The sequence below is a fragment of the Blastococcus sp. SYSU DS0533 genome (genome assembly GCF_054050775.1).
Map to the genome: position 1 here is coordinate 61,283 of NZ_JBJGZZ010000004.1, position 26,020 is coordinate 87,302.

Genomic DNA, 26,020 nt, shown 5'->3' on the forward strand with positions numbered 1-26,020 from the left:
TTTGTGTGTCCCCCAGCCGGCATCGGTCCGTAGCCCCCTCGGCAGCTCGTCTCACAGAATCGCTGCGGGATATCGGCTACGACTTCCCGTCTGCCGTCGCGGATTTGGTGGACAACAGCGTCATGGCCGGAGCCGAGCGCATCGAGGTGGTGATCCGCTTCGACGGGGCTGATTCCACGGTCTTCATTTGTGACGACGGTTCCGGCATGAGTCCCAACGGGCTGGTTGAGGCGCTGCGCTTCGGGAGTCGTCGGGCGTACGGGTCCAGCGATTTGGGGCGTTACGGTCTGGGTCTCAAGACCGCTTCGCTTTCACAATGCCGGAGCGTGATGGTTGTCAGTCGTCGCATCCCCGAAGGGCCCGTTTCGGCGCGGGAGCTGAACCTCGACACAATCATCGAATGGGATGATTGGTTGATCACGTCGCCTCAAGAGAAGCGCACTAGAAGCGCTCGAGCGCTCCTGGGTGACAACCAGGGAACGGTTGTCGTTTGGCGAAATCTGGACCGCGTTCTACCCGAGCACAGGCCGGACGGCGGCTGGGCGAGGCGGCGAATCGAAGTCTTGGCGAAGAAGACGGCAGATCACTTGCGGATGGTCTTCCACAGGTTTCTCGAGGGCTCGGCCGGGCGGCAGTTGACCATCACGGTGAACGGCGAAAAACTGTCCCCATGGAATCCGTTTGCCGTCGATGAAGAGCACACCCGGAAGCTGGGTGCTCAGTCCTTCGAGTTGACCGTGGGGGACACTGTAGGGCGAGTGACGCTCGAGAGATACATTCTTCCATCAAAGGATGATTTCAGCTCGTCGGCTCGGTGGGACGAGCTTTCGGGACCCCTGAAGTGGAACCGCCAACAGGGTCTCTACATCTATCGGGGCCAGCGCTTGGTGCAGTGGGGCGGCTGGGCGGGAATCCGCGGTATCGACGAGCACCTCAAGCTCGCGCGCGCTTCTTTGGATTTCGATACGGAACTCGACGAACTCTTCAATATCAACGTGGCGAAGATGCGGGTGTCTGTTCCTGCCCAGCTCAAGCAACTCTTGGAGCGACCCATTAACGACCTCTGCATCGCTGCCAACCAGGTGTACCGAGATCGCGCAGCTGGAACGAATGCAGCAGCTCGGTCGGAGAGTGCTCAGATTCCTGGACAGCTCCCTGCCATGACTGGGCTCGCGTTGAGATCGGCAGCTTTGCAGGCCGGTGAGTACGAGGCATTCAAGCGAATCGCGGGCCGGCTCGAGGTTGTCGCGCCCGATGTCTGGCGAGCACTCGGATTCTCTGCCTCGTGACCGATATCCACGAAGGGCTTGCGTCCAACAACGGTGGCTTGGAGGCGGTTAGCGGGTCGCCGCCGGAGGTGCGCGCCCGCGCGCCCTACGGGGTCAAGCTTGTCCGAGGGCCATTCCTGAAACTCGCTCCGCATCCAGACCACGCGACCAACCGGCAGGAGCTTCTCGCCGTCGTCGCGCGCCTTAGGGAGGCGGCGCCAGACGTTCGCCTGGCTGCGGACCTTTTTAGCGGCGCAGGTGGGATCAGCTTGGGGTTGGAGCGGTCCGGTTTCACGACTGTGGTGGCGGTCGATCACTATGCGGAGGCCGTTGAGACGCACGCCCATCACTATCCGGGCATGAGCTTGGACTGGGATCTCGCTGATGTGGAGCGCATCGAGGAGATCGCCGAGCTACTGCAGGAGATCAAGGTCGACGTGATCGCGGGCGGCCCCCCGTGTCAACCGTTCTCCAAGGCCGGTCGCTCTGGCATCCGACACAGGGTGCGCAACGGCCTGCGAGATCCGCATGACGAGCGTCGAGACCTGTGGCGATCCTTCCTAGAGGTCGTGCAGCTCGTCCAGCCGCCGGCGGTGCTCATGGAAAATGTGCCAGATATGGCGCTGGACCGAGAGATGTTCATTCTCCGCTCCATGGTCGAAGAGCTCGAGGACCTCGGGTACGGCGTCGAGGAACGCATCGTCGACACGTGGCGTTACGGGGTCCCGCAGTTCCGTCAGCGGCTCATCCTGGTGGCTCTCCGAGATGGCCTGCAGTTCGAGTGGCCGGAAGAGTCGGCGGAGCGGGTCTCCGTGTGGAACGCCATTGGAGACATGCCAGAGGTTGATGGCGGCTGGCGACCTGATGGCGGCGCCAATGGCTGGGCGGAGTACGAGGGCCCCGTGACGTCGTTCCAGCGCCGGATGCGCGAAGGGGTGAAACCCGCGGATAGGTCAAAGCTGTATGACCACATCACCCGCCCGGTGCGTGAGGACGATGCGCGCGCGTTCGAGCTCATGGACTCGACGACCCGCTATTCGGACCTGCCGGCCGAGATGAAGCGGTACCGAGACGATATCTTTGACGACAAGTACAAGCGTCTCGACGAGAATGACCTGTCGCGTACCATCACCGCACATATCGCAAAGGACGGGTACTGGTACATCCACCCACGTCAGGGGCGAACTATCACCGTAAGAGAAGCTGCGCGACTGCAGACTTTTCCTGACTGGTACCGATTCGCCGGCCCCCCTTCAGCTGCGTTTAAGCAGATCGGAAACGCTGTCCCGCCGCTTCTTGCCGAGAATGTTGGGCGGGCAATCCGGCGGGCGATTGAGTCCTCGGAGAAGGTGAAGGTTCTTACCCAGGACGTCGCATCGACACTGTCGGGCTGGCTGGCGGATCACGAGCCACGCGGGGTTCCGTGGTTGAGGGCGACCACCAGGTGGCAGGTGGTATCTGCGGAGCTGCTCCTCGATCGCGCGCCGTCCGACGTCGTAAAGCTGGTCTGGCCCATGCTCCGTGAATGGGTCACCCCGGAGGCGACCCAGGACAACGATGAGATGTTGCGCGAGATCGGCACCCTCATTGGCCGCAGCGCTCGTGCGCTGCAAGTCCTTGAGCTGGCCGACTGGCTCGTTGAGCATCCTGGGGCTCTTGAGGAGATGGACGTCGGATCTCCCATCCCAATGGTCCCGGCCGCAGTTCGAGAACTCGCGTCTCTTGTTGTCCCCATAGCCGGCGATGAAGAGTCCGAGGAGCCAGTCCTGTCGACCAAGGGTGTGCTGCGAGTCGCCGCTCGGGTCAGTGGAGACAACGTCGACCGAAAGAACAGATTGACCGACGGTCGCTTGGCGGTGGCGAGGATGATCGGCGGTGGGGCGGACGCACGTGCGGCGCACGTGGCGCTAATTGAGGTGGCCGCAAGTGTGTGCCGGCCCACCGATCCCCTTTGCGATGTTTGCCCGTTGCAGGACGTGTGCGCAAGTTCGCGGGCGGAAGAGCGGCGCGCCTCCATGCTCTTCTAGGCGAACCTAGGCGCAGGATTTGCGTGTGGGTGGATAGGCCGTGGTCCTCCGTCGCGGAGTCAAGACCCTCAAGCCGCCTCGTCGCGTCACCATAAAATCGCGGGACGGCTGAAGTCGGATGCGGGCGAATGCCGTGTGAGCTCCCGCTTGACCTTGACCGTGAGATTCTTCAGTGCCTTAGTCTCAATCTGTCGTATACGTTCGCGGGTGACGCCGAAGACCTCTCCGATTTGGTCGAGCGTCATCGCCTGATTCGATTCGAATCCGAAGCGCATCCGAAGGATGCGGGCCTGTTTGTCATCGAGTGTGTCGAGAGATTCTGCCACTGCTTCGTGTACCTCTGCATCGGCAAACGACTTGGAACCATTCACTATGAGGGCTTGAAAAGTAGCTGCGAAGTCTTCATCTTCAAGTATCTGGTCGAGGCTGATCGGCTCCCGGCCGTACTGCTGGATCTCCAGCACCTTGTCCGGGGTGATGTCCATCTCCTTGGCCAGCTCCTCCGGGGTGGGCTCGCGGCCCAGGTCCTGGAGCAGCTCGCGCTGGATGCGGCCGAGCTTGTTGATGACCTCGACCATGTGCACCGGGATGCGGATGGTGCGGGCCTGGTCGGCCATCGCGCGGGTGATGGCCTGGCGGATCCACCACGTCGCGTAGGTGGAGAACTTGTAGCCCTTGGTGTAGTCGAACTTCTCGACCGCGCGGATGAGGCCGAGGTTGCCCTCCTGGATCAGGTCCAGGAACGCCATGCCGCGGCCGGTGTAGCGCTTGGCCAGGGAGACCACGAGGCGGAGGTTGGCCTCCAGCAGGTGGTTCTTGGCGCGCTCGCCGTCGCGGACGATCCAGTTGAGGTCGCGGCGCATCTGCGGGGAGAGCTTCTGCCCCTCCTCCTCGGCCTGGCGCAGCCGCTCGGCGCCGTAGAGGCCGGCCTCGATGCGCTTGGCGAGGTCGACCTCCTCCTCGGCGTTGAGCAGCGCGACCTTGCCGATCTGCTTGAGGTAGGCGCGGACGGAGTCGGCGGAGGCGGTGAGCTCGGCGTCCTTGCGGGCCTGCCGCAGCGCCTCGGACTCCTCCTCCTCGTCCCACTCGAAGTCGGTGCCGCCCTCGGCGGTCTCCTCCTCGGCGGCGACCTCGACGCCGTCCTTGCCGGTGACGACCGTCTCGTCGGGGCTCTCGTCGGTGGAGACGGCGGTCAGCACCGAACCCTCGCCGGCGCCGGGAGAAGGAGCGATCGCAGGCTTGGCAGAACCACCCTTCGTGGCGGGCTTCGTGAATCTCGCCTCGGCGCCATCCATCGTTGCCTTGGCCGGTGAGTTCGCCAACTGGGCGGTGGTCCTCGTGAGCCGACCTGCCTGCGGATGCAGTCCGTTCCGTTCTTGCTGGCCGATCGCGGGGGCGGCATCTTTGCCGCTCCGGGAGTCGACGGTGCGCGTTGTCGAACCCGTGACCAGGTCGAGTCGGCGGTCGAAGCCCCGCAGGAGGGTTTCAATGCCGGCGTCATCGTTGTACCGGTTCCAGTCGTCGGTGATGACGAGGTCCCCTGGGCGGAGTTCGAGGATCACGCCATGAAGGGCCCCGACTCCCGCGACAAGAACGTGACAGTCGTCCAAGCTGTCGCTACGGCCCGCGCCGAGCCGGCCAACGTCAATGCCGGGAAGCAATTCGGACAGTCGGCGCATCCAGGTGGCTTGAGCGCCACCTGTGGGAACAACGACGACGACCTGGCTTCCTTCGAGGAGGGCTTTCCGTGCGGCCACTGCTCCGAGAAGGGGTCGATCCGCGGGGAGTTCGGCTCGGATAGCTCCTCGTTCACCCTGTTCGGCCCACTGGCCCATTGCGTCCTTGTGCCACGCCGCAAGCAGGGGCGTGAGGGTTGGAAGAACCTCCTCTGCCTGCTGCGGAGAGGAGCTCTCCGTAGTGCCCCAGCCCGGATTCCTGTGGGCCTCAACGGGGGCGGCGTCCGACTGGCCCGATTCGTCTTCGGGCGAAATGGCAGCGGGACAGTCATTGCTGGTCCGGACCACTTGGGCCTGCAGGCTCTCAAGTTCAGCCTCGAGGGAGGCGAGACGAGCCTGAAGGGCCGCCTGCTCGGCGCGAAGGGTGCGGTTCTCGGTCATGAGGCGTCGTAGGACGACCCAAGGGTCGACGACCGCGTCGTCGGCGTGCGTGGACATGCATCCCCCGTGAGATCCGCGGCTTCCTCGCCTTTTGGAGCGGAACGGTAAATCACCCGTACGACGAGTCTCTGGTACCGGTCGTTGCGGCAGGTGGATGAGAGTGTCGACCGCCTGCCCTGTGACGCCCGCGGCGCCTGAGAGGGACTCGCACGATCTAGGGCTAGTCCCCGTCATACGTCCCACCTAGCGTGGCGGTGCGAGCGCGATCCGCGTCGTCGCGCAGCTCGTACCACGGGGAGAGAGCTTGACCACGCCGCCCGCTGCCATCCGCGCGACCGATCCGGTCCTCAAGGACAAGGTCAACCGCCTCATCCAGTTCCTCAAGGACTTGGTGACCGCTCGGGCCATCCCGGTGCGCCAGGTCGCCGGGCACCTCGACCACCTCTGGCTCGACGAGGTGCGGGAACTGGCGGCGGTGGACGCGGAGGCCGCTGCGGGGGGAGCCCTGCTGCGGTTGCCTCGGGTCATCCTCGAGCCTCCGCCGGCGCTCCCGTCGTTGCTGCAGGGTTGGGTGCCGGTGTCGGAGCGGGACAACAGCGCTCTGGACGCGCCGAGACTGCGGTCGGAGGGAGCGGACGAAGGGGGCAACCGGGTACGGCTGGACGAGCGGCCGGACATCGCACTGGCGTACGACGCGTGGCTGCCGGAGTGGCAGCGCTGGGCGGCGCGCGATCGCCCGCAGCGACTGCTCCACCGGACCTACGACCGGTTGCGAACCATGCGGCAGCAGACGCTGGAGAACCCGGAGAGCGTCGAGGCGGTCGTCGCCGGTGGCCTCCTGCACCTTCCCGACCACGACGTCCGCACGCACGTGCTCGGTCACCGCGTGACGGTGGACATCGAGATCGAGACCGGCGACGTCGTGGTCAAGCTCGACCCGTCCGCGGTGACGGCATTGGAGGACGGTCGGGTCCTCGCTGGGCTCGGCGTCTTCGACGACGGCGGTACGGCTGCGCTGCGAGCGCGCATCAGCGAGCTGGACGTCCGTCCGGCCAGCGACAACGCGCTGACGTTCCTCAAGGAATGGGCCGCCCGTGCGGTGCTCGCGCCGGTCGAGGTCGCGGCGGGGTGGGCCCCGCCGGCGGGGAGGAAGGCATCGCTCTCGCCCTCGCCTGCGATCGTCTTGCGGCGACGCGGGGCCTACGCGCTCCAGGAGTACTACAACGACATCCAGCGGACCCTCGCCGACGCGGGCGAGGCAGTGCCTCTGGGTCTCGCGCAGCTGGTCGAGTCGATCGAGGCCGAAGATCGGGTCGCCTGGCTGGCGGCCACAGGGGCAACGGCCGGCGTCGACGTGGCCGAGGACCCGCTGTTCCCGCTGCCGGCCAACGAAGAGCAGGGGCAGATCATCCACCGCCTGCGCGACGACACGGGCGTCGTCGTCGAAGGTCCCCCGGGCACCGGCAAGACGCACACCATCGCCAACCTGATGTCGGCCCTGCTCGCTCGCGGCCAGCGGGTGCTCGTCACCAGTGAGAAGGCCCAGGCGCTCAAGGTCCTCCGGGACAAGTTGCCTGCGGAGATGCAGGAGCTCTGCGTCTCCATCACCGATGCCAGCCGTGGCGGTTCGCTTGAGCTGAGCAGGAGCGTGAGCCGGCTCGCCGCCGAGCACTCCTCCTACAACCCGGCTCGTGCGCAGCGGGTCATCGACGACCTCACCGGAAAGCTGCACCAGGCGCGGACGCGGCGGGCCGGCCTCCTGGAGGAGATCCGCTCCCTGCGCGAGGCCGAGACCTACCAGCACCCGGCGGTCGCCCCGGGGTACGACGGCACGCTGGCCCGGATCGCAGAGCGGGTGGCCGCCGCACAGGCTGAGCACGGCTGGATGCCGGTACCAGCCGCGGGCTCGCTGCCGCTCACGGTGTCCGAGTTCGAGGAGCTCCGCCGAGAGCTCCCCGGTGACACCGACGTCCGCCGCCGGCGCCGGGACCAGTCACTGCCACCGGTCGGGGCCATCCCGGACGTGCAGGTGGTGCGCCGGCTCGCCAAGGATGTTGCGCGTGGGGAGGCCGCACGCGCCGGGCAGTCCGGACCCCTGGCTGACGTCCTCGGCCAGCTCGATGCCGGAACGCTCGCCGAGCTCATCCGTGTCTGCGGTGAGATCCGCGACGGGATCGCGGGCCTGTCGTCGGGGGGCGACGCCTCGTGGGCGATGCCGGTCCTCGACAGCGTCCTGCGCAGGGACAGCGAACTGCTGTGGCAGCAGGTCCGGCAGGCGCGCCAGCTCGTCGACGACGCCCAGGCGATGAACGCCGAGATCGGCTTCCGCGACGTCCAGGTCGCCAGCGACGCCCCTCCGGCACCGGTCGCGCAGGTCTTCGCCAACCTGGCACGCTACCTGCAGGACGGCGGTGCGCTGAAGAAGCTGTTCAAGAGCGACCAGCAGAAGGCGGCCGAGCCGTACCTGCCGGGCGCTTTCGTCGAGGGCCAACCGGCCACGACGGCCGAGCAGGCGCACCTGGTGGCGCTGCACCTCTCCACGCTGGCCCGGCTGCAGGCGTTCGCCTCGGCCACCGCGATGGTCCAGATCCCCGGTGGGGTCGCCGGCCCGCGGGCGTTCCAGGTCTCGCACGCCCACCGCGTCGTCCAGACGATCGAAGCGGTCGAGGCTCTCCGCGCGACCCGTGACCGGCTGGGCACCGCTCTCAGCCGCATCCCGGCGATGCCCCAGGTCGATCTCGTCACCACCCAGGGCGTTCGCACCTTCGTCGACGTCGCCACGGTCTTCGCCGACGTCGAGATCGCCCGGCGCGCCTCCGATGAGCTGGCGCGACTGGCCACCGCCCTCGAGTCGACCGTCGAGCGCGCTCAACGTCCACCGGAGCTCGAAGCGGCGGTGGAGGCACTCCGGCGAGCCGAGGCCGAGACCTTCGAGGCGGCGCTCCACGATCTGGAGATCGCGGGCCGTGAACGCCGGGCCCAGCTGCGGTGCGACGAGTTGTCGCAGCGGCTCGGGACCGCGGCCCCCGCCCTATTGGCGTTGCTCCGCGAGTCGATGCGCGATGACGTCTGGATCGAGCGGCTCGCACAGCTCGATGACGCCTGGAGCTGGGCCTGCGCTGCGACGTTCGTCCGTGAGCGGACCGCACCGGGCCGCGAGGACCTGTTGGATCGCGACCTCGCCGCGGTGGATCGGGACATCGCCAAACTGACCGCTGAGGTGGCTGCCCAGCAGGCGTGGAAGGCCTGCCTGGGGCGCATGAACGCGACCCAGGTGACCGCGCTCCAGGCCTACCGGGACAGCATGGCCAACGTCGGCAAGGGCAGCGGCAAGTACGCCCAGCGCTTCCGGCTGGCGGCGCGCGAGGCCATGAGCGCCGCCCAGGAGGCCGTCCCGGCGTGGGTCATGCCGCTGCAGGAGGTGCTGGCCTCCATCCCGCCGCGTCAGAGCGCCTTCGACGTTGTGATCGTCGACGAGGCGAGCCAGGTCGGCATCGAGAACCTGTTCCTGCTGTGGCTGGCGCCGCGCGTGATCGTCGTCGGTGACGACAAGCAGTGCACGCCCTCCGAGGTGAAGCACGGGGCCCTGGACAAGGTCTTCGACCGGCTCGACACGATGCTGCCCGACGTCCCGAACTACCTGCGGTCGACCTTCACCCCGCGGTCGAGCGTCTTCTCCATCCTCCGGACGCGCTTCGGTCAGGTCATCCGGCTGCGTGAGCACTTCCGGTGCATGCCGGAGATCATCACGTGGTCGTCGCAGATGTTCTACCGCGATGCGCCGCTCGTCCCGGTCCGGCAGCACGGGGCCGACCGGCTGCAGCCGTTGAAGACGACGTTCGTCCCTGGGGCGTACATCGAGGGGGCCAACTCGTCGCTGCGCAACGAGGTCGAGGCCGAGGCGATCGTCGATGCGCTGGTGGGGTGCCTGCACGACCCGGCCTACGACGGGAAGACCTTCGGCGTGGTCGTCCTCCAGGGGCACGCGCAGGTCGACATCATCCGCGAAGCGCTGCTCAGCCGGGTCGAGCCGGAGGAGTGGGAGCGCCGCAACATCCGGATCGGCACCGCGCCGGACTTCCAGGGCGATGAGCGGGACGTCATCCTGCTCAGCCTCGTGACCGCGCCCGACCACAAGCGCGCGTCCCAGACCCGGCTGGATGCGCAACGTTCGTACAACGTCGCGGCATCTCGCGCCCGCGATCAGCTGTGGCTGTTCCACTCCGTCATGGCCGACCAGCTCCGCAAGGACGACCTGCGGTCCCAGCTGCTCTCGTACATGACCTCGATGCCGGTCGCGGCGGCGGCGCCGATGCCCGACGACGTGCCGGAGAACGAGCGGCACCCGGACTTCGACAGCCTGTTCGAGCAGCGCGTGTTCCGGCGCATCCAGCAGCGCGGTTACCACGTGACGCCGCAGGTGGAGGTCAACGGGCGCCGCATCGATCTCGTCGTCACAGGTGCCCAGGGAAAGCTGGCGGTCGAGTGCGACGGGGACGCGTGGCACAGCTCCCCGGAGCAGGTCTCCAGCGACTTCGCACGCGAGCTGGAGCTGCGGCGCTGCGGCTGGCAGTTCTGGCGCATCCGCGAATCGCGGTACTACCTGGATCCGGAGGGCGCGCTCGCCGACCTCTGGGTCACGCTCGACAAGCGCGGCATCGGGCCGGCCCGCATCACCGCGGCCGGCGTCACAGCGGCGGACTGGACGCCGCAGGATCTGCCCGCCACGGAAGACGACGCCGAGACGGAGCTCGAGGAGGTCAACGATGAAGCCCTCAGCGTGCCGCTGACGCGGGCAACCGCGGGGCCGACCACCCCGGTCCTGCCGACCACGAGAGCGCCGATCCAGGAAGAGTCGATCCGCCCTGCGGCACCGCCCCAGTCGCGGCCGGACGCGGTAGCGCCGAGCACGGAGCCGGACGCCCGACCAGCCCCTGCTGTCGCACATGCAGCCCGGTCGTACGGAGCAGTGGACGAGGAGACGCGCCTCCTCGTCCTCGAGTTGGCCACGGACGGTGCGCTGACCAACGAGGTCGTGCGCCAGTTCCTCGGTGTCAGCCCAGAGGAGGCCCGACGGGTCCTCAACGCCCTGGCCGAGCACGGCTTCCTCGAGAAGCGGGGAGCCACGAAGGGGACGCACTACGTCCTCCCGGGCAGCCCGGCGGCGGTCAGGTTCCCGACTCCTCCTCCCGCGGCACCCACGGGTGCTGGGCGGCGATCGCACGAATCACCGTTGAGAGTCTCCGACAGCGACCACGGTCAGCTTGTCCTGCACCTGGCGCGTCGCGGGCCAGTGACCAACGAAGACATCCGTCATCTGCTGGCGATCGGAAGCGAAGAGGCGCGCCGCCTGCTGGTGGCACTGACGGAGGAAGGCCTCCTGGAGCGGCGGGGCGCCAAGCGTGGAACTCACTACGTCGTGACGTCACCGTCCGAAGGATCGAGCCTTCGAAGCCCAGTGGGTCGCGAAGGTCCCGGGCGGCCTTCGGTCAAGGACATGAATGCCTTGAAGGCTGAGTTCGGGCGCCGGCTCCAGCGGGACCTGCAGGAGGTGACGCGTCGGTCTGGATACCGGCCGGCCTACTACCAGCGGATGCTCATGGAGCAAGGTGGCTGGTCTGCCGCCAGAAAATTACTGTTCGACTCCAAGGTGCACGACGGGCTGGCGAAGCTCTGGGAGCTCGGGCTGCTGGAGTACAGCCTGGAAGCAGCTGTCCTTGACCCCGCATATCGGGAGCTGTTCATGTCCCGTGAGCTCGAGACAGCCCGCCGACGCCTGGCAGACCTGAACCACTCCGTCGACTGAAGCCCGCTTACGTCAAAGGCCACCCTGGCGGGGCGGCGATGAGCCGCCCCGCTGTTGGCCAATGCCTCGGCCAACAGCGTCATGCCTCTGGGGAGCTGCCGACGACGGTCAGCGGTACGAAGCGGTCAGGCGCAGTAGTCGCAGCGACCGCTGGCGGGAAGCACCATGTTGTGGGTAGAGCAGATCTTGGGCGAAGGCGGCGCGGGCTTCTGCCGGGGTGTCCGCTCGACGGTGTAGAGCGACGTTTTCTTGGCGATGAAGAGCGCCGTCATCTGTGGTGCTGCGTCGTCGGGGACATGGTTGCAGTACGCGCGGTAGCAGGTGAGGCGGTCGACGGCGGCGGCATGCTGCCGCTCGGCGAACGAGGCGAAGCCCCCGGGGTGGTCGTGGTTGACGTACCCGTCGCCCACGCCACCGGTCCCGGCCCTCACGACCAGGGCTGACAGCGGGGGCTTGCCGTCGGTGAGGGTGGCAACCTGCACCGGCCCGAGCACCTGACCGATCCAGTGGCCCAGCATCATGCGGGTCCGGTAGCCGGTCCTGTCGAACAACTGCTGAGCGAGTTGCTCGTACGTGATCGAGCTGCCGTAGGTGGAGGCGACCCCCTCGAGGATGCCTTCAGTGGCATGCACCCAAACAGCTACCGCCACATGCCAGTCGACCTTCCTCGTCGGGTCCGAGTCGTGCCAGGTGCCAGGTGCCAGGTGACTCAGCCATCAGCGCCTCCGAGATCCATCAATGGTCTTCGTGTCGTTGTCGACGGCGCAGGGGCGACGCTGCCCGTAGTACGTCTCCAGATAACTCAACGCCCTATCGGAGTTTCGAGTTCTCGAGGCAGTGGGGCAGGCGGAGTGCCATGGCGCCATCCCGGCCAGTCGACTTCACGAGCACCGGCAGGTGCCAAGCACCGTCGGTCGCATCCCGCACGATGGACATAGGTCCGCCATCGAAAGAGCCCGACTGCGCTGCGCGGCTGCCGAGATGTGCTCGACCATGGCCGGCTTCCGAGGTGGCGGGGGGCTTGCCGCCTTCCGCTTCCACGCGGAGTTCGGGTGCGCCAGAACGCGAGCGACGTCGGCCCGGGAGACGTTGATGCCGACCTCGCGAAGCAACCGAGCCAACTTCTTGTAGCCGGTGCCTGGGTGTGCCGCGGCGGTCCGACGGATCTGCGCGTCGACACTTGTTGTGTCAGTTCGGGGCTGAGCCTTCTTCCCCGCCTGACGCTTCTTGGTCGACTCAGTGGCTCCGGCCCGGCGGGTGCCCCCGGACGCGCCGACAGAACCTCGAGCCTTGCTCCCGCGGGCCGAGCTGAAACCGAGCGCAGTGCGACCGGCTCGAGTGGTGGTCATGGCAGACCGGGCGATGTCCCAGGGCGTCTGGCGCTCGACGACCTCGTCGTCCTGGAAGTCACCCATCGAGGCATCAGCGTGATCGCCGAACCACTCGCTGATGGACCTGGCCATGCACCCTCCGATCCGAACCTGTGGGGGCTACATCACCATCGGGCACCGACAGATTGATGAAAGTCGCGACTCGCGTCACCGCAACGGGCGATGCGGCTGGCAGGTCCGCAATGCCCCCTGGGTACGTGCTGAGCTGGCCGTGTGACGGCCGAGCAGAGGGCACGGCCCGTCCATCGAGGCGACCGGACCAGCTTCGCAGGCGTTTGTCGCCGGTCCGGCGACTACTCATGGTGAGGCGGCTCACGAGGGTGACGGACCGTCGCACCTTCGAGTGACGGCTACTGCCCTCTGTCGGTCACGCACGGTAACAAGGTCGAGAGCTTTGAGCCGCATCGGTTCCGTAGATCTGGTCGGCATGTACGTGCGGGGCGATCCCGCATGACGGGGGGATACATGTTCCGGGATCCGCTGCGCCGTGATCCGCTGGTGATCGGCTGGGGGTTCGTCATGCTGTTCGCCGGCACGGTCGCGCTCAGCAACAACACCGAGTGGAGCGGCGACCTCGAGGCCGACCGCGTCGCGGCGTTCATCAAGGATTTCGCCGAGGCGTTCCTCTGGTCCTTGGTCGTCCTCCTCCTGCTGGCCTGGCTGCGTGACCGCGGCTGGCGTACGCAGCGGGCGGTCAAGGCGCCGCGGGGGAGCAAGCGCGCGGACACCTCGCCGGACCTGCCGTGGACGGACCGGTGGCTCCGCGACTGGCGGGAGGACGACGCCCAGCGGCACAACGAGCAGCAGCCACCGGAGCGCTCCGACGAACCCATGACCGTCACCTGCCGGCACGGCGTCCCGATGGACGTCGACCCGTCCGCCGAGCGGGCACCCGTCCTGCGGGCGCTGTCCACCAGCCACACGCTCGTGCGTCCCGGCTCGGACGTCAGCGTGACGTGGTGCTTCGAGGACGGCCGGGACGTGGAGGTGGACGGCCGTCGCGGCTACCCCGCCTGCGGTGAGGCGCGCATTCCCATCGAGCACACCCGGCGGATCGAACTCATCGGCAGCAACCGGCACGGCAGGACCACCGTCGCCACCGCCTCCATCGTGGCCATGTCCGTCCCGCAGCTCGAACTCCCGACCGTCGACTCGCCGCCGATCGTGTCGCTGCGAGCAGATGTGGCAGCCACGCTGGGCGCCGGCTCCCCGGTCGCCCGTCGGCTGGACGACTTCTGGGCGGACCAGGACAGCCTGCGGCCCCAGCTCGCGGCGACGCCACGGTTCATCGGCGCACCGCCGCGCATCGCCGCGGTGCCGGCTTCGGTCATCGAAGGCATTCGGCGGGCCCATCCCGCGACGGGGGAGGACGGCAAGTGAGCATCGGGACGGCATTCCAGCGAGCGCGATCGCTGGTCCGCGGCGGCGTGCGTCGCGTCAACCGCCGGGCGATGAGCGAGAAGCTGCTGACCGTCTCGGGCGCGAACCGCGACATCCTCCGCGAGGCACCGAAGGAGCGCACCAAGCAGGTTGCCATGGGCGCCGTGCTGGTGTCGGTCGCCGCCATCGCGGCCGTGTCGGCCACCTACGCCCTCCACCTGGCGCTGCACCTGCCCGTGGTCTTCGCCGCGTTGGGCGGCATCGCCTGGGGGCTCGTCATCCTGAACCTGGACCGCTGGCTCGTCGTCTCGACCCCACGGCTCAAGAGGTGGTGGGGAACGATCGCGCTGGCGCTGCCGCGGGTCGCCCTGGCCGTCCTCATCGGAATGGTGGTCTCGACGCCGCTGACCCTCGCGGTCTTCGAGTCGGAGATCAACGCCGAGATCCGCGTGTTGGCCGCCGAGGAGGAGGACGCGTTCACGCAGAAGCTCGCCGCGGACAGCCGGTACGCCCAGATCCCGGCCGACAAGGAGCAGATCGAGCGGCTCCAGGCCGAGCTGGCGGACGGCGTCTCCGAGGACGACATTGCTGACCACCCCGTCGTAGTCGATGTGCAGGCCCGCCTGGACGACGTCACCGCGCAGTACGACACAGCCGTGGCCACGCTGCTGTGCGAGGCCGACGGCACCTGCGGCACCGGTGATGCAGGCGAAGGGCCGGCGACCGAGGCGCGACGCGCCGACCGTGACCGGCTCGGGGCCGAGCGGGAGGCGCTGACGCAGGAGCTCGCCACCACGGAGGCCCAGGTCCGGGCGCAGCTTGAGACACAGGAGGCGCAGACCTCGATTGACCAGCGCCAGCGCCTCGAGGAGCTGCAGCAGGAGGTCCGGGCCGCGGAGGAGGCGCGGGCCGAGGAGATCGCCGCCCACGACACGGCGGTCGGCAACAGCGACGGCATCCTCGCCCGCCTGAGTGCGCTGGAGCGCATCCAGGAGGACAACCCGATGCTGGCGACCGCCCACTGGCTGCTCTTCGCGTTCATGACGGCGATCGAGTGCCTGCCGATCATCTTCAAGACGATGCTCGCGCTTGCGCCGCCGTCCCTCTACGACCGGCTTCTGGCGCTGAACGAGGACAAGGCAGAGGCCCGCGTCCGGCTGCGCATGCAGACCGAGTACGAGGAGGCCGAGACGCTCGCCCGCTCGGCGCTGGCCGCCGCGGAGGCACGTGCGGCCCGGACGCTCGAGGCCGAGTCGAAGGCGACCGGCATGGTGCTCGACGCGCAGCTGGCGGTCACCCGCGTGGGGGTGCGGCGCTGGCGCGACGAGCAGCTCGCCGGCGACATCGCCGCACGCTCCGTCCCCGTGCAGTCGGCGGGCGATCCGGTCTCCGGCGAACCGCGAATGAGTGCATCCGTGGACAACGTGGTCATGGACAGTGACCTCGCCGGTCACGCCGGACCCCGCGGAGTGCCCGCAGCCGGCTGATGCCGGGCCCCTCTGGGCTCGACCACGGTCCACCACATCTGCACCGAGGGCACCACCTGTCCAAGGTGCCTCGTCCGAGTGTCACGGGCCCGGAAATGGAGGGATGTGCCCTTACGGTTCGCCGACGACCTGGAACGCTCATGCCGGAGGCCGAAGCCGTGGTTCTACCCCTCATCCCCCTCGCCCTCATCGGGCTCGGTACAGGCACGGGGCTTGGTGGCCTGGCCACCGGCGTCATGGGCGCCCTGAAGATGAAGGACGCCGGTGCGATCGCTGATGCGGCAAAGAAGCGCTACGACGAGTCGCTGGTTCGCACCGAGGAGCGCGTCGAGGAGAGCAACGAGCGCATCCGGCAGTACGGCCAGCAGCAGGAGCAGGCCCGCCGGCTGGTGATCGAGCGGATGGCGGCGTTCATCGAGCGCCACAGCAAGCAAGCCAAGCAGGGTGCAGTGCAACTTCTCGACGGCATCGATGCGGAGCAGCGGGAGATCGAGGGGTTCGCCGGCGCGCTGACCGCGGACGTGAACTGGATCAAGGGGGCCGGAATGGCCGCCGCGACCGGAACGGGCGCCCTCATCGGCATTCCCAGCGCGGTCACCACCCTGGGGGCCGCCAGCACCGGGACGGCCATCAGCTCGCTGTCCGGCGCCGCTGCCTCGAACGCCACCATGGCCTATCTGGGCGGTGGATCCCTGGCCGCCGGCGGGGGAGGGATCGCCCTCGGAACCGCCGCACTCGGTGTGGTGACGATCGGCCCGACGTTGCTCGTCGGTGGGCTGACCTTGAACGGTCAGGGCGAGAAGGCGGTGACCAACGCGAAGGAGTATGAGGCGACGGTGGCCATCGCGATCGAGGACCACGCGGCTTTCCGTTCGTTCCTGGACACGTTGGACACGCGGGTCGACGAGGTGAGCGGAGTCCTCGCCGGACTCGTGGAACGTGCCCAGGACGCGCTCTCCACGGTGGAGCGGCCCGACTTTGACTGGAAGCAGCACACCGCCGAGTTCCAGCGCGCGATGTCGCTGACGCGCGCGGTGCGAGACATCTGCACCACGCCTGTGGTCGCCGAGGACGGGCAGCTGAACTCGGACGTGACCTCGATGGTCCTCAGGTACAAGGAGATGAAGTGACCGCCGCCAAGAAGCCGATCCAGGGCGTCGTCGTCGCGCCGGCCAAGTCAGCGCTGAGCGCTGTCGACGCCCTCGGGGCGCTCAACAACGTCGTTGACGGCGCTCGTGACTACCTCCGCCTGCGCGAGGAGGAGCAGACCAAGCGCGCAAAGATCGACGCCTACGCGACGGTCGAGGTCGCTCGCATCCAGGAGGCAAGCTCCTTCCTCAAGCAGTACTTCGAGCAGGTGTTCGCCGAGCGGTCCACGACGATCGACGGGCTCTTCCGGCACCTCGACATCGCCATGACTAACGGTGACGGAAGAGCCACCGAGGCTGCGCTCCAGGGCATCGTCGACCTGGCCAAGTCGTCACCGCTGGTCGACATGGGCGACCTGAGCCAAGTTCGGAAGGCGATGGACGACCCAGACCACGTCTGGGAGCTGTAGCTCGTCCAGGACGGCAGCGGGTTCCTGCTCGAGTCGAACGAAATGGCGAGAAATCGACACAACGAGAGCAGTGCGGCTAGCCCCAATCGCCCGAGACACCGCTCGAGCGTCAGTGTCGAATCCGTGTCGCTTCTTGCCGTGGGGCGTGGCCAAGCACTACACCGACGAGGCCGCTGAGTTTGCGAAGCCCCGGTTGGGCCGGCACGCCGGGGGGTGACTGAGTCGACGCTGCGGTGGCGCGGGAACGATGAGGACAGCGGCTCGACCGCTAGGTGGGCGCCGGCCACTCTTCATGGCAGGCGATCAGGTGACCGTTGCTGCGCTGAGGTGTAGCGCGAGCAGCCCTCCGCGCTCACGGCCGGGGTGGCCGTGGCTTCACCACTGCGGGTGGAAGCAGGGGCAGTGCGCCGGATCTGACGCGGGTCTGACTCGTAGTCTCGCGGCTCCGATCCATCGGCTGGGAGGCGGCATGACCGAGCAGCACGCTGGTTGGGAGGACCTCTCTACCCGACGTCCGGGCAGCACAGCCGGAGCAGCTGCAGCGCAGGCCCGTGCGGCCGCACCTGTCCGGTCCGTGCTGGCTCGACTGATGGGAGTGCACACCGAAGAGCGCGCGTGGCGGCTCGGCGCCGACGGCGAAAGGCATGTGGGGCTCCAATTGGAGCGTCTGGTGCGGGGTGACGCGCGATGGCGATGCCTCCACGCCATCCCGGTCGGCCGACGAGGGTCGGACATCGACCACCTTGTCATCGGCCCGGGCGGGGTTTTCAGCATCAACGCCAAGAACCACCCGGGCGCTCGGCTCTGGGTGGGTGGTGACACCTTCATGGTGAACGGCGTCCGACAGCCCTACGTCCGCAACAGCAGGCACGAAGCGGAGCGTGCGACCCGACTGCTGTCCGATGCAGTCGGTCACCCGATCGCGGTCCGAGGAGTCGTGGTGCCGGTTGGCGCCCATAGCCTCAGCATCAAGAGGCTCCCGGCCGACGTCGCCGTGGTGCCACGGCGGCAGCTGCGGCGATGGCTCTCGTCGCTGCCCCAGGCGTTGCCCGATGTGATCGTCGAGTCCCTCTACGAGCGGGCTCGGCGATCCACGACCTGGCTCACGTAGAAGAATGCGGACGGCGGATCACCCGCCTGTGCCGCCCGACTCGGCGGCAGCCTCGTCATACACCGCGACTGGTATGGGAAGTTCGAAGTAGCGGCGCTCCTTGGCGTTGGCGATCAACTTGATCAGGCGCTCGCCCCCTAACCGTAGAAGCCGGAATCCCGACGGGTCACCCTGACGAACGTTCTCGACCAGGTAGAGCCAGAACCGATCGGGCTGAGCCTTCGCCGCCTCGTACTGGACGGGCTCGAGCCATACCTCGAAGCCCCGGGACGTCGTACCTGCCGCCTTGACCTCGATTATCCGGTCGTCGCTTTCGATGTCCGCGATTGCACCCTGGTGCCGGGTGTCCCTAGCAGCGCGGCCCTCTCGCCGCTCCCGCTCGATCACGAACGCGATGGCTGCGTTCTCGATCTCGACGTTGGTTTGCAGCGGCTTGTGTGTGGGGGCGTCTGAATGCATGACTGCCTCGCGCTCCGGCGGACGAGCAATAAGGGATGCTGTCTCTTCCTATCGCTGCCCCACGTCTCATGCGTGACCAGTGATCCGACCGACTCGCGGAGACGGGCGCTCAAGGGCGATGGGCGAGCCGCTCCAGGGCGGCGGTGAAGCTCGCGTTCCACAGACCGAGGTGGGGCCAGCGCTCGGCCACTTGCGCCGTCGCCTCCTCGACCGACATCCCCCTCTCGCGCACCAGCCAGCCGCGCAGCACCAGTCCGGTGCGGGAAGCGCCGCCGTGGCAGTGCACCAGCAAGCGGTGCCCCTCCTCCTGCAGCGCGGCCATGTCGTCCAGGACGTCGGCGAGCATGATGTCGAGGTCGGCGTTGTGCTCGTTGTCGGCGATGTAGGCCATCCGGTGCACCGGGTGCGGGAACGGCTCGCCGAGCCGGCACAGCGAGATGACGGCGAAGTCCTCCTCGCTGTAGCGCGCACCGTCGAGGTTGCCGGCCCAGATGCCGGGCAGCACCTCCGTAGGGCCGATCCGCGGGATCACGCCCGGGTCGTAGTTCTGCTGCACCCCTCCGTCGAGGGCTGCCGCCAGCTGCTGCAGGTCGGCCAGCCGCCAGACCTTGTCGCCGTGGCCGGGCACCCGCCCGTGCACCACCGACGCCCACCGGCTCGGGATGGCGCCCATCCCGAAGACCGCCCCGGCCAGCCCGCCGGCGACGCACGCCACCGTGTCGGTGTCACCACCCAGGTCGATGACCAGCCGCAGCACCTCGGCGAAGTCGCGGCCGTTCCGCAGCGCCCACACCGCCTGCCCGAGCGTCGGCCACACCGCGCCGTTGGACTCCGTGGCCCGGTCCGGCGTCCAGTCCGGGGCGAGCGCCGCCGCCCACCTCTCACGATGCTCGGGCAGCACCGCCTTCAGCGCCGTGGGGATCGCCGGGAGCGGATCACCCCCGTCCAGCGCCACCCGCATCAGCTCGTGGAAGATCGCACACCCCTCGCCGGCCGACGGGTCGCCGTGGGTCAGCGCCGAGATCCGGCGGGCGGCGTCCATCGTCGCCTCGCGCCCCTCCCGGGAGAACCGGATCGCCCCGGGCGTCGTCCGCATCAGCGAGCCGTTGCCGGCCGCGCGCCCGGAGCGGGCGAAGTGCTCGGCCGCGGCGACGTCCCACGGCCGGCCGGAACCGAGGACGGCGCGGGTCTGATTGCCGATGTCCGGCGGCCCTGCCTCGGCCCACGCGCGGAACCGGTTGAAGACATCGGCCTCGTCGAGCCCGTCCCGCTCCACGAGCGAGGTCGCCACGAGCAGCGCCATCTGGGTGTCGTCGGTGAACTCGCCCGGCTCCCAGCCCAGCGAGCCGCCGCCGCACATCTCCGTCTTCGATCCGCGCGCCGGTACTGGGAAGCGGGCGGAGAACTGCCCGGGCGGTCCGAACTCGAACGGGGCGCCCAGGGCGTCGCCGACGGCGGAGCCCACGAGCGCCCCTGCCACGCGGTGGGAGCGGTGCATGCGCTGGGTCACGCAGGCATCCTCGTCGACGGCGGTGCCGCGCGTGCGCGCGACGCCGGACGAGGTTCGTGGCTCCGTCAGCGGGCCTGGACGAGCAGCGGCTGGGCGACCTCACCGATGGAACCGCGCTCGTCGGAGAGCTCGCCGTGGCACAGCCCGATGCCGTCGGCGGCGATCTGCGTGCGGCAGGCCAGGTGCACCCATTCGCCGTCCGGCTCGCGGGTCAGGTGGGTGGTCATGCCCGGCGGGATGGACCACCAGCTGTCGATGGGCAGCTCCACGGAGATGCCGTTGGCGGCGTCGGCGGCGATGAGTGCGCGGTCCAGACCGGTGAGGGGCCGGCCGGCGACCAGCGGGACGCGCACCCGGGTCCAGACGTCGGCCGGCCCGGGGTCCTGCGGCGACCCGGCGGTGTAACGCCAGTCGATGGCCTGCCCGAAGCCCCAGTCGGGCAGGCCGAACAGCTCCTGCGGCGAGGAGTCGGGGACGGCCGGTGGCGGGCCGAGTTCGGTGACCACCGGCGGCGTGGGACCGACGGCGAGCGACCACACGCGGGCGACGGCGACCGTGCGGCCCTCCACGGTCATCACCGCCTCGGTCAGGTCGATCCGCCGTCCCGGGCGGACGGAGGACACCTCGACGGCCAGCTCGCGGCGGGGGATGGCGCCGAAGAAGTCGACGCTGATCCGTGCCGGACGGGTACCCGTGCCTGTCACCCGGGCGGCATCGGCGGCCAGGTGGGCGAGCAGCGCGGACGGCGGTCCGCCGTGCTGGGCGCTGTGGTCCCACGGGCTCTCGGTGGCCCGGGTGGGCGCGAACCGGTTGCCGCCCAGCGGCAGGTAGAACGCCTCGAACTCCATGACCGGCAGTCTGGCCGAGGCGGTTCCCCGGGGGCCGGGCGGATGTGCCGTCGCCCGAGCGGGTGGCGTTGCGGTGGATGCCTGCCCGGGTGGCCGGTCGCTGTCGGTGGCGCCTGTCATGGTCCGGCCCTGCCGTCACAGGGACGGTGCGGACCAGGGAGTGGCATGGGCGGATCGGTAGGTGTGCAGGCGGGGCGGGTGTGCCCCGGGTGCGGGCGGGAGGACTCCGTCCCGCTCGTCAACGGGCTGCCGGGAGGCGACCTCTTCGAGCAGGCGGAGCGCGGGCGGGTCGCACTCGGTGGCTGCCTGGTGATGGACGAGCAGCCGGCCTTCGTCTGCCGCAGCTGCGACCTGGCGTGGGGGAGCGAGTCCGACCCCACCGCCGACGAGGCCGAGCTGGCCGGCCTGCTCGACGTGGAGCACATCGAGCTCGTCCGAGCACTGGGTACCGGGTGGCGGCGCGAGACCGGGGCCGACGGTCAGGACGGCGTGCGCTGGTTCGTCAGCGGCGAGCCGGCACAACTCGCGGTCGGCGTCCAGGGCCCGTGGTTCATCCTGGCCCGCCCGCTGACGTCCTGGGGTCAGCACCGTCCCGGCCCGCTGATGGGCGAGGAGCCGCGGCTGACCCGCGACGACGTCCTGCACCAGCCGGACCTCGTCGCGGAGATGGCGGAGGCCATCGCGTCGCACCGGCGCCGGTCCTTCCGCTGGTGCCGCACCTGTCGCCGGTCCACCCCGCCCGAGGCGTTCGTCGCCGCAGAGGGGTCCTGCGCGACCTGCGTCGAGACCTTCATCGATCCCTGATCCCCGCCCGTCGCCACGGTCTCGCCCGTCGGGAGTAGGCAGCCCGCCGTCGGCCTCCTCCGGGCCGGCGGAGGGTCCGATGGGAGGACGTCAGGCCAGCGGCGAGCGCGGGGGAGGGACAGTGCGGAACGGTGCAGGACCGGGCCGGGTGCTGTCCGGCCTCCGGACGTCGCCCACCGGCCGGGTGCCGCAGTGGGTGCTCGACGAGGCGAGCGGTCGGGCGCCCACTCCGGAGCCCTGGCGCACCTGGTCACCCGCTCCGTCGTCCATGCCCCCGGGTCGGCGTCGCGGCCGCCGTCTGGCATACCTGGTGGGCATCCTGGCGGGGGCGGGAGTCCTCTGCGCCGTGGTGCTGGACCCTCGAGGGCTCGGAGGGGTGATCGGCGACGCCAAGCCGACGAACTGGCCGACGCCCGGCTTCGAGGCCGCTGATGCGCCGCTCGGCACACCTGTGCCGGCACCCAGTCCCGGTGGCACCCACCTGTTCATCGGGGTGCAGGACGACGGCAAGGGGCCCGTGGCCTACGACCCCTGCCGACCGGTCCACTACGTCATCCGCCCCGACAATGCGCCGCCCGGGGGCGACGCGCTGGTCCACGAGGCCTTCGCCCGAGTCTCCGACGTAACCGGCCTGCAGTTCGTCTTCGACGGCGCCACCGACGAGTCGGCGTGGGAGGAGCGCCCGAGCTTCCAGCCCGACCGCTACGGGGACCGTTGGGCGCCCGTGCTCGTGTCGTGGCAGACGGACGCCGAGAATCCGGAGCTGGCCGGCCGTGTCGCCGGGCTCGCCGGCAGCGCCATCGTGGAGCCGCCCGGCGGCCCGCGGGTGTTCGTCACCGGCGTCGTAGGGCTGGACGCAGACGCTTTTCGCGACATGCTCGCCGATCCGGCTGGGGTCGCGGGTGCGCGCGCCGTCGTCCTCCACGAGCTCGCCCACCTGGTCGGCCTCGCACACGTCGAGGACCCCGGGCAGCTGATGTACCCGACGACCAGCACGGTGCTCGACTTCAACGTCGGTGACCTGACCGGCCTGTCCCAGCTCGGGGGAGGGGAGTGCGTCCCGACCGTGTGAGCGGACTGCTGGGAGAGCGTCGGGCGGATACAGATGGGTCCTACGGGGAGAACTCGGCGTCCGGTTGGACGGAGATGTCGGTGTGGCATGTCACGCTGCCGGGACCATCTATCCCAGCCAGCCACGGGGGCACGGCATGACGACGTCCACGGTGCGCGCATGACGGCGCGCGTCTTCCCGAGCAGTCCGGTCTTCGAGTCGCACGCCGAGCGGCTCTTCGCCGAGGCGCTGCGCGACCAGCTGCCCGACGACGCCGTCATGGTCTGCGGCCAGCGGTTCAGCGACCGACGGGAGGACCGCGAGGCCGACGTCATCGTCGCCTGGCCGGGCTTCGGGATCGCCGTCATCGAGGTCAAGGGCGGCAGCGTCCACCTCCGGGGAGGGGAGTGGCGGCAGGTCGGCGGCGGGCTCGACAAGCAGATCCGGCCGGTCGAGCAGGCGCTGCGCTGCAAGTACCTGCTGCGCGACTACCTGCGCCGGGACCGTCGCTGGACCGCCGGTGACCCGCGCATGGTGCACCTGGTCGCCCTGCCGGCGACGACGCTGCCGGACGACTTCGCCGCCCCCGACGCGCCCCGGTGGATGGTCCTGGACAAGGCGGACCTGTCGCAGGCAGCGGCCCGGGTGGCGAGTTCGCTGCGGCAGTGGGAGAGCGACGTCGAGCCGCCGACGGCCGAGGACGTCGAGGCGTTTGTCGACTGCCTCGCTGGGGTCGGCATCCCGCAGCAGCAGCTGCTCGCGACGCTGCACGAGCGTGAGGCCGAGTGCGACCTGCTCACCCGCGACCAGGCGCGCCTCCTCGACTGGCTGCGCTCCAACCGGCGGGTGGAGGTGCGCGGTGGCGCCGGCTCGGGGAAGACCTGGCTCGCGCTGGAGAAGGCCCGGCGGCTGACGCTCGAGGGGGAGCGGGTCGCCGTCATGTGCTACTCCCGCGGCCTGGCCGAGTACCTCCGCCGCCAGGTTCGGGCGTGGAAGCCGAAGGAGCGCCCGGCCTACGTCGGCACCTTCCACGGGCTGGGCATCGACTGGGGTGTCACCCCGGGGTCGGACGACGACAGCGGCTACTGGGAGGAGTACCTCCCCGAGCGGATGGTGGAGCTCGCCGGCGCGCTGCCCGTGGCCGACCGCTTCGACGCGATCGTCATCGACGAGGCGCAGGACTTCGCCGAGACCTGGTGGCCGGCCGTCCTGGCCGCACTGCGCTCCCCGGAGGATGGCTGCCTCTACGTGTTCGCCGACGAGGGGCAGCGGGTCTTCGCGCGCCAGGGCCGCCCACCGGTCGCGCTGACACCCTTCGACCTGGACGAAAACCTACGCAACACCAAGCAGATCGCCGGCACCTTCGGCAGTCTGACCACCAGCCAGATGCGCTACCGCGGTGGCGACGGCGTCCCGGTGCGCTTCGTCCAGTGCCCGACCGACGACGCCGTCGGCGCGGCGGACGACGAGGCGGCCGCGCTCCTGGACGCCGGGTGGCCGGCCGAGTCGGTGGCGCTGCTGACCACCTACCGGCGGCACCCCGTCCAGGCGGAGCGCCAGACCGCCGGCCAGGACGCCTACTGGGACTCCTTCTGGGCCGACGACGACCTCTTCTACGGGCACGTGCTCGGCTTCAAGGGGCTGGAGCGGCCGGCGGTCGTCCTCGCGGTCAACGGCTTCCGGGACGAGGAGCGCGCCCGCGAGATGCTGTACGTCGGGCTGTCCCGCGCCCGCGACCTGCTCGTGGTCTGCGGCGACCTGGAGCTGATCCGGCGGGTGGGCGGCCCGGCCGTCGCTCAGCGGCTCGTGCAGTCCGCCGGCTCGACGGCGACCGACTGAGGGAGAGCCGTGGAGTTCGTTCTCGAGGGTGTCCCGTACTCGCTGGACGCGGAGGCCGTGCGGGTGGCGCTGCGCGACGCCGCTCCCGAGGGTCTCCGCACGCACTGGGTCGACGTCGACGGAACGCGCTGGCCGCCGAGGCAGGTCGTCGCGCTGGCCACCGGGTCGGACCGGTCGGCGTTCACGTCCCACCAGGCGCTCGACGTCCTCGGCCGGCTCGGCTTCCCGACCAGCTCGTGGAGCGGGGGGCCGCCCGGTTTCGATGTGACGCCGACGACGCCGGCACCGGCCCTGCCCCTCGCGCGGCCGGGAGAGCACACCGGAAGTTCCGCGACGGCCGACCCTGGTGCCGACGTCGTCCTCGTCGGCTGCTCCGGCTCCAAGGCGGCCGGCCCGGCGCCCGCGGCCGAGCTCTTCACCGGGGCCACCTTCCGGAAGGCGCGGGACCTCGCCGTCCGGTCCGGCCGACCCTGGTACGTCCTCAGCGCCAAGTTCGGCCTCCTCCACCCCGAGGAGGTCGTCGCGCCCTACGACGTCTACCTGCCGAAGCAGTCCGCCCGGTACCGCAGCGCCTGGGCGGTGTGGGTGGTGGCACAGCTCGGTGAACGGCACGACCTCCGCGGCCTGGCCGTGGAGGCGCACGCGGGCAGCGCCTACTGCGAGCCCCTCATCAGCCCGCTCGCCCGGGCGGGTGGAACGCTGGTCCAGCCGCTCGCCGGGCTGCGGCAGGGAGAGCGACTGGCCTGGTACGGCGGCCCGGCACAGCACCCCGAGGAACTCCTGCCCGCGGCTCCCGGTGTCCCGGACGTGGCCTGGCTGCTGGACGAGGGCAGCGCCGTGCCCCCGGGGGAGTTCCTCGCCGCCGGCCGGGCGGCGTCCGACCAGCCGGGGCTCTACAGCTGGTGGGCCGACGCGCAGGGCGCCGAGGAGATCTCCGCCGGACTCGGGCACCACGTTCCACCCGGGCTGGTCTACGCCGGCCGGGCGGGCGGCATCCGCCCGAACGGAGTCAGCTCGACCAACACGCTCTGGGGCCGGGTGGCCACCATGCACCTGGGCGGCAACCGTAACTTCTCGACGTTCCGCCTGACGCTGGCCGCCTGCCTGTCCCGGCCCGGCGACCAGCCGGTCGCCGAGGACGACCTCACGGCCTGGATGCACGCGCACCTGCGCGTGGCCACACTGCGGCTGCCCGCGGACCAGGTGACGGCCGGCGAGGCGCGCCTCCTGGAGCTCACCGACGCCCCGCTCAACCTGCGCGACGTCCCACGGACGCCGCTGCGGCAGGCGTTGAGCGCCCTCCGCTCGGCGATCAGGGAGCGTTAGGCACGAGCCCCGGGCAACGCGCGGTCACGGGTGCGCGC

General features: G+C 69.6%; 17 protein-coding genes. 12 read left to right on the forward strand and 5 right to left on the reverse strand.

Going from position 1 to position 26,020, the window contains the following annotated elements:
- Window positions 1-5: 5 nt before the first annotated feature.
- Both ACI79W_RS06775 and dcm read left to right on the forward strand, forming a co-directional pair.
- A complete protein-coding gene (locus ACI79W_RS06775; RefSeq protein ID WP_456561313.1) occupies window positions 6-1,289 on the forward strand; it encodes an ATP-binding protein in 1,284 nt (427 codons plus the stop codon).
- Entirely contained in the window at window positions 1,286-3,295 is a 2,010-nt protein-coding gene (dcm, locus tag ACI79W_RS06780; RefSeq protein ID WP_456561314.1) for a DNA (cytosine-5-)-methyltransferase, read from the forward strand. The genes ACI79W_RS06775 and dcm overlap by 4 nt, the downstream gene beginning before the upstream one ends.
- Window positions 3,296-3,381: 86 nt before the next feature.
- Here the strand turns inward: dcm and ACI79W_RS06785 are convergent, their stop codons facing one another.
- Window positions 3,382-5,469, reverse strand: coding sequence for an RNA polymerase sigma factor (locus ACI79W_RS06785; RefSeq protein WP_456561315.1), 2,088 nt, complete (start codon window positions 5,467-5,469; stop codon window positions 3,382-3,384).
- A gap of 247 nt (window positions 5,470-5,716) precedes the next feature.
- On the opposite strand from ACI79W_RS06785, the gene ACI79W_RS06790 reads away from it, so the two are divergent.
- Window positions 5,717-11,218 carry an AAA domain-containing protein gene (locus ACI79W_RS06790; protein WP_456561316.1) on the forward strand — a complete coding sequence of 1,834 codons (5,502 nt, stop codon included), beginning with the start codon at window positions 5,717-5,719 and terminating at the stop codon, window positions 11,216-11,218.
- Between the two features lie 125 nt (window positions 11,219-11,343).
- Here the strand turns inward: ACI79W_RS06790 and ACI79W_RS06795 are convergent, their stop codons facing one another.
- Complete coding sequence (locus tag ACI79W_RS06795) at window positions 11,344-11,850, reverse strand: hypothetical protein (RefSeq protein WP_456561317.1); 507 nt, start codon at window positions 11,848-11,850, stop codon at window positions 11,344-11,346.
- A 1,209-nt stretch (window positions 11,851-13,059) separates the two neighbouring features.
- Here ACI79W_RS06795 and ACI79W_RS06800 point away from each other — a divergent pair.
- The 5 genes from ACI79W_RS06800 to ACI79W_RS06820 all read left to right on the forward strand — a co-directional run bounded on the left by ACI79W_RS06800 (window position 13,060) and on the right by ACI79W_RS06820 (window position 18,145).
- Window positions 13,060-13,989, forward strand: coding sequence for a hypothetical protein (locus ACI79W_RS06800; protein WP_456561318.1), 930 nt, complete (start codon window positions 13,060-13,062; stop codon window positions 13,987-13,989).
- Window positions 13,986-15,476, forward strand: a complete 1,491-nt coding sequence (locus tag ACI79W_RS06805; protein ID WP_456561319.1) for a DUF4407 domain-containing protein — start codon at window positions 13,986-13,988, stop codon at window positions 15,474-15,476. The genes ACI79W_RS06800 and ACI79W_RS06805 overlap by 4 nt, the downstream gene beginning before the upstream one ends.
- 140 nt (window positions 15,477-15,616) lie before the next feature.
- Window positions 15,617-16,606, forward strand: a complete 990-nt coding sequence (locus ACI79W_RS06810; RefSeq protein ID WP_456561320.1) for a hypothetical protein — start codon at window positions 15,617-15,619, stop codon at window positions 16,604-16,606.
- On the forward strand, window positions 16,603-17,034 hold the full coding sequence (locus ACI79W_RS06815; RefSeq protein ID WP_456561321.1) for a hypothetical protein: 432 nt from the start codon (window positions 16,603-16,605) through the stop codon (window positions 17,032-17,034). The genes ACI79W_RS06810 and ACI79W_RS06815 overlap by 4 nt, the downstream gene beginning before the upstream one ends.
- Before the next feature lie 469 nt (window positions 17,035-17,503).
- Window positions 17,504-18,145 carry a nuclease-related domain-containing protein gene (locus ACI79W_RS06820; RefSeq protein ID WP_456561322.1) on the forward strand — a complete coding sequence of 214 codons (642 nt, stop codon included), beginning with the start codon at window positions 17,504-17,506 and terminating at the stop codon, window positions 18,143-18,145.
- Window positions 18,146-18,163: 18 nt separating this feature from the next.
- Here ACI79W_RS06820 and ACI79W_RS06825 read toward each other — a convergent pair whose 3' ends face one another.
- From ACI79W_RS06825 to ACI79W_RS06835, 3 genes are all read right to left on the reverse strand, one after another.
- Window positions 18,164-18,604, reverse strand: a complete 441-nt coding sequence (locus tag ACI79W_RS06825) for a protein NO VEIN domain-containing protein (RefSeq protein ID WP_456561323.1) — start codon at window positions 18,602-18,604, stop codon at window positions 18,164-18,166.
- A 109-nt stretch (window positions 18,605-18,713) separates the two neighbouring features.
- Window positions 18,714-20,114 carry an ADP-ribosylglycohydrolase family protein gene (locus ACI79W_RS06830; protein ID WP_456561324.1) on the reverse strand — a complete coding sequence of 467 codons (1,401 nt, stop codon included), beginning with the start codon at window positions 20,112-20,114 and terminating at the stop codon, window positions 18,714-18,716.
- 65 nt (window positions 20,115-20,179) lie between these two features.
- Window positions 20,180-20,962: a thioesterase family protein gene (locus ACI79W_RS06835; protein WP_456561325.1), complete on the reverse strand. Its 783-nt coding sequence runs from the start codon at window positions 20,960-20,962 to the stop codon at window positions 20,180-20,182.
- Window positions 20,963-21,127: 165 nt separating this feature from the next.
- Between ACI79W_RS06835 and ACI79W_RS06840 the strand changes: the two genes are divergently transcribed.
- From ACI79W_RS06840 to ACI79W_RS06855, 4 genes are all read left to right on the forward strand, one after another.
- Window positions 21,128-21,766: a hypothetical protein gene (locus tag ACI79W_RS06840; protein WP_456561326.1), complete on the forward strand. Its 639-nt coding sequence runs from the start codon at window positions 21,128-21,130 to the stop codon at window positions 21,764-21,766.
- 349 nt (window positions 21,767-22,115) lie between these two features.
- Window positions 22,116-22,838 carry a matrixin family metalloprotease gene (locus tag ACI79W_RS06845; protein WP_456561327.1) on the forward strand — a complete coding sequence of 241 codons (723 nt, stop codon included), beginning with the start codon at window positions 22,116-22,118 and terminating at the stop codon, window positions 22,836-22,838.
- 159 nt (window positions 22,839-22,997) lie between these two features.
- Window positions 22,998-24,656, forward strand: a complete 1,659-nt coding sequence (locus ACI79W_RS06850; RefSeq protein ID WP_456561328.1) for an NERD domain-containing protein — start codon at window positions 22,998-23,000, stop codon at window positions 24,654-24,656.
- A 9-nt stretch (window positions 24,657-24,665) separates the two neighbouring features.
- Window positions 24,666-25,982 carry a DUF6884 domain-containing protein gene (locus ACI79W_RS06855; protein WP_456561329.1) on the forward strand — a complete coding sequence of 439 codons (1,317 nt, stop codon included), beginning with the start codon at window positions 24,666-24,668 and terminating at the stop codon, window positions 25,980-25,982.
- Window positions 25,983-26,020 lie beyond the last annotated feature (38 nt).

Coding starts and splice junctions, on each gene's coding strand:
- ACI79W_RS06785 (WP_456561315.1), bottom strand. CDS start 5,469: ATGTCCACGCACGCCGACGACGCGGTCGTCGACCCTTGGGTCGTCCTA.
- ACI79W_RS06800 (WP_456561318.1), top strand. CDS start 13,060: ATGACGGGGGGATACATGTTCCGGGATCCGCTGCGCCGTGATCCGCTG.
- ACI79W_RS06810 (WP_456561320.1), top strand. CDS start 15,617: ATGCCGGAGGCCGAAGCCGTGGTTCTACCCCTCATCCCCCTCGCCCTC.
- ACI79W_RS06820 (WP_456561322.1), top strand. CDS start 17,504: ATGACCGAGCAGCACGCTGGTTGGGAGGACCTCTCTACCCGACGTCCG.
- ACI79W_RS06825 (WP_456561323.1), bottom strand. CDS start 18,604: ATGCATTCAGACGCCCCCACACACAAGCCGCTGCAAACCAACGTCGAG.
- ACI79W_RS06835 (WP_456561325.1), bottom strand. CDS start 20,962: ATGGAGTTCGAGGCGTTCTACCTGCCGCTGGGCGGCAACCGGTTCGCG.
- ACI79W_RS06840 (WP_456561326.1), top strand. CDS start 21,128: ATGGGCGGATCGGTAGGTGTGCAGGCGGGGCGGGTGTGCCCCGGGTGC.
- ACI79W_RS06850 (WP_456561328.1), top strand. CDS start 22,998: ATGACGGCGCGCGTCTTCCCGAGCAGTCCGGTCTTCGAGTCGCACGCC.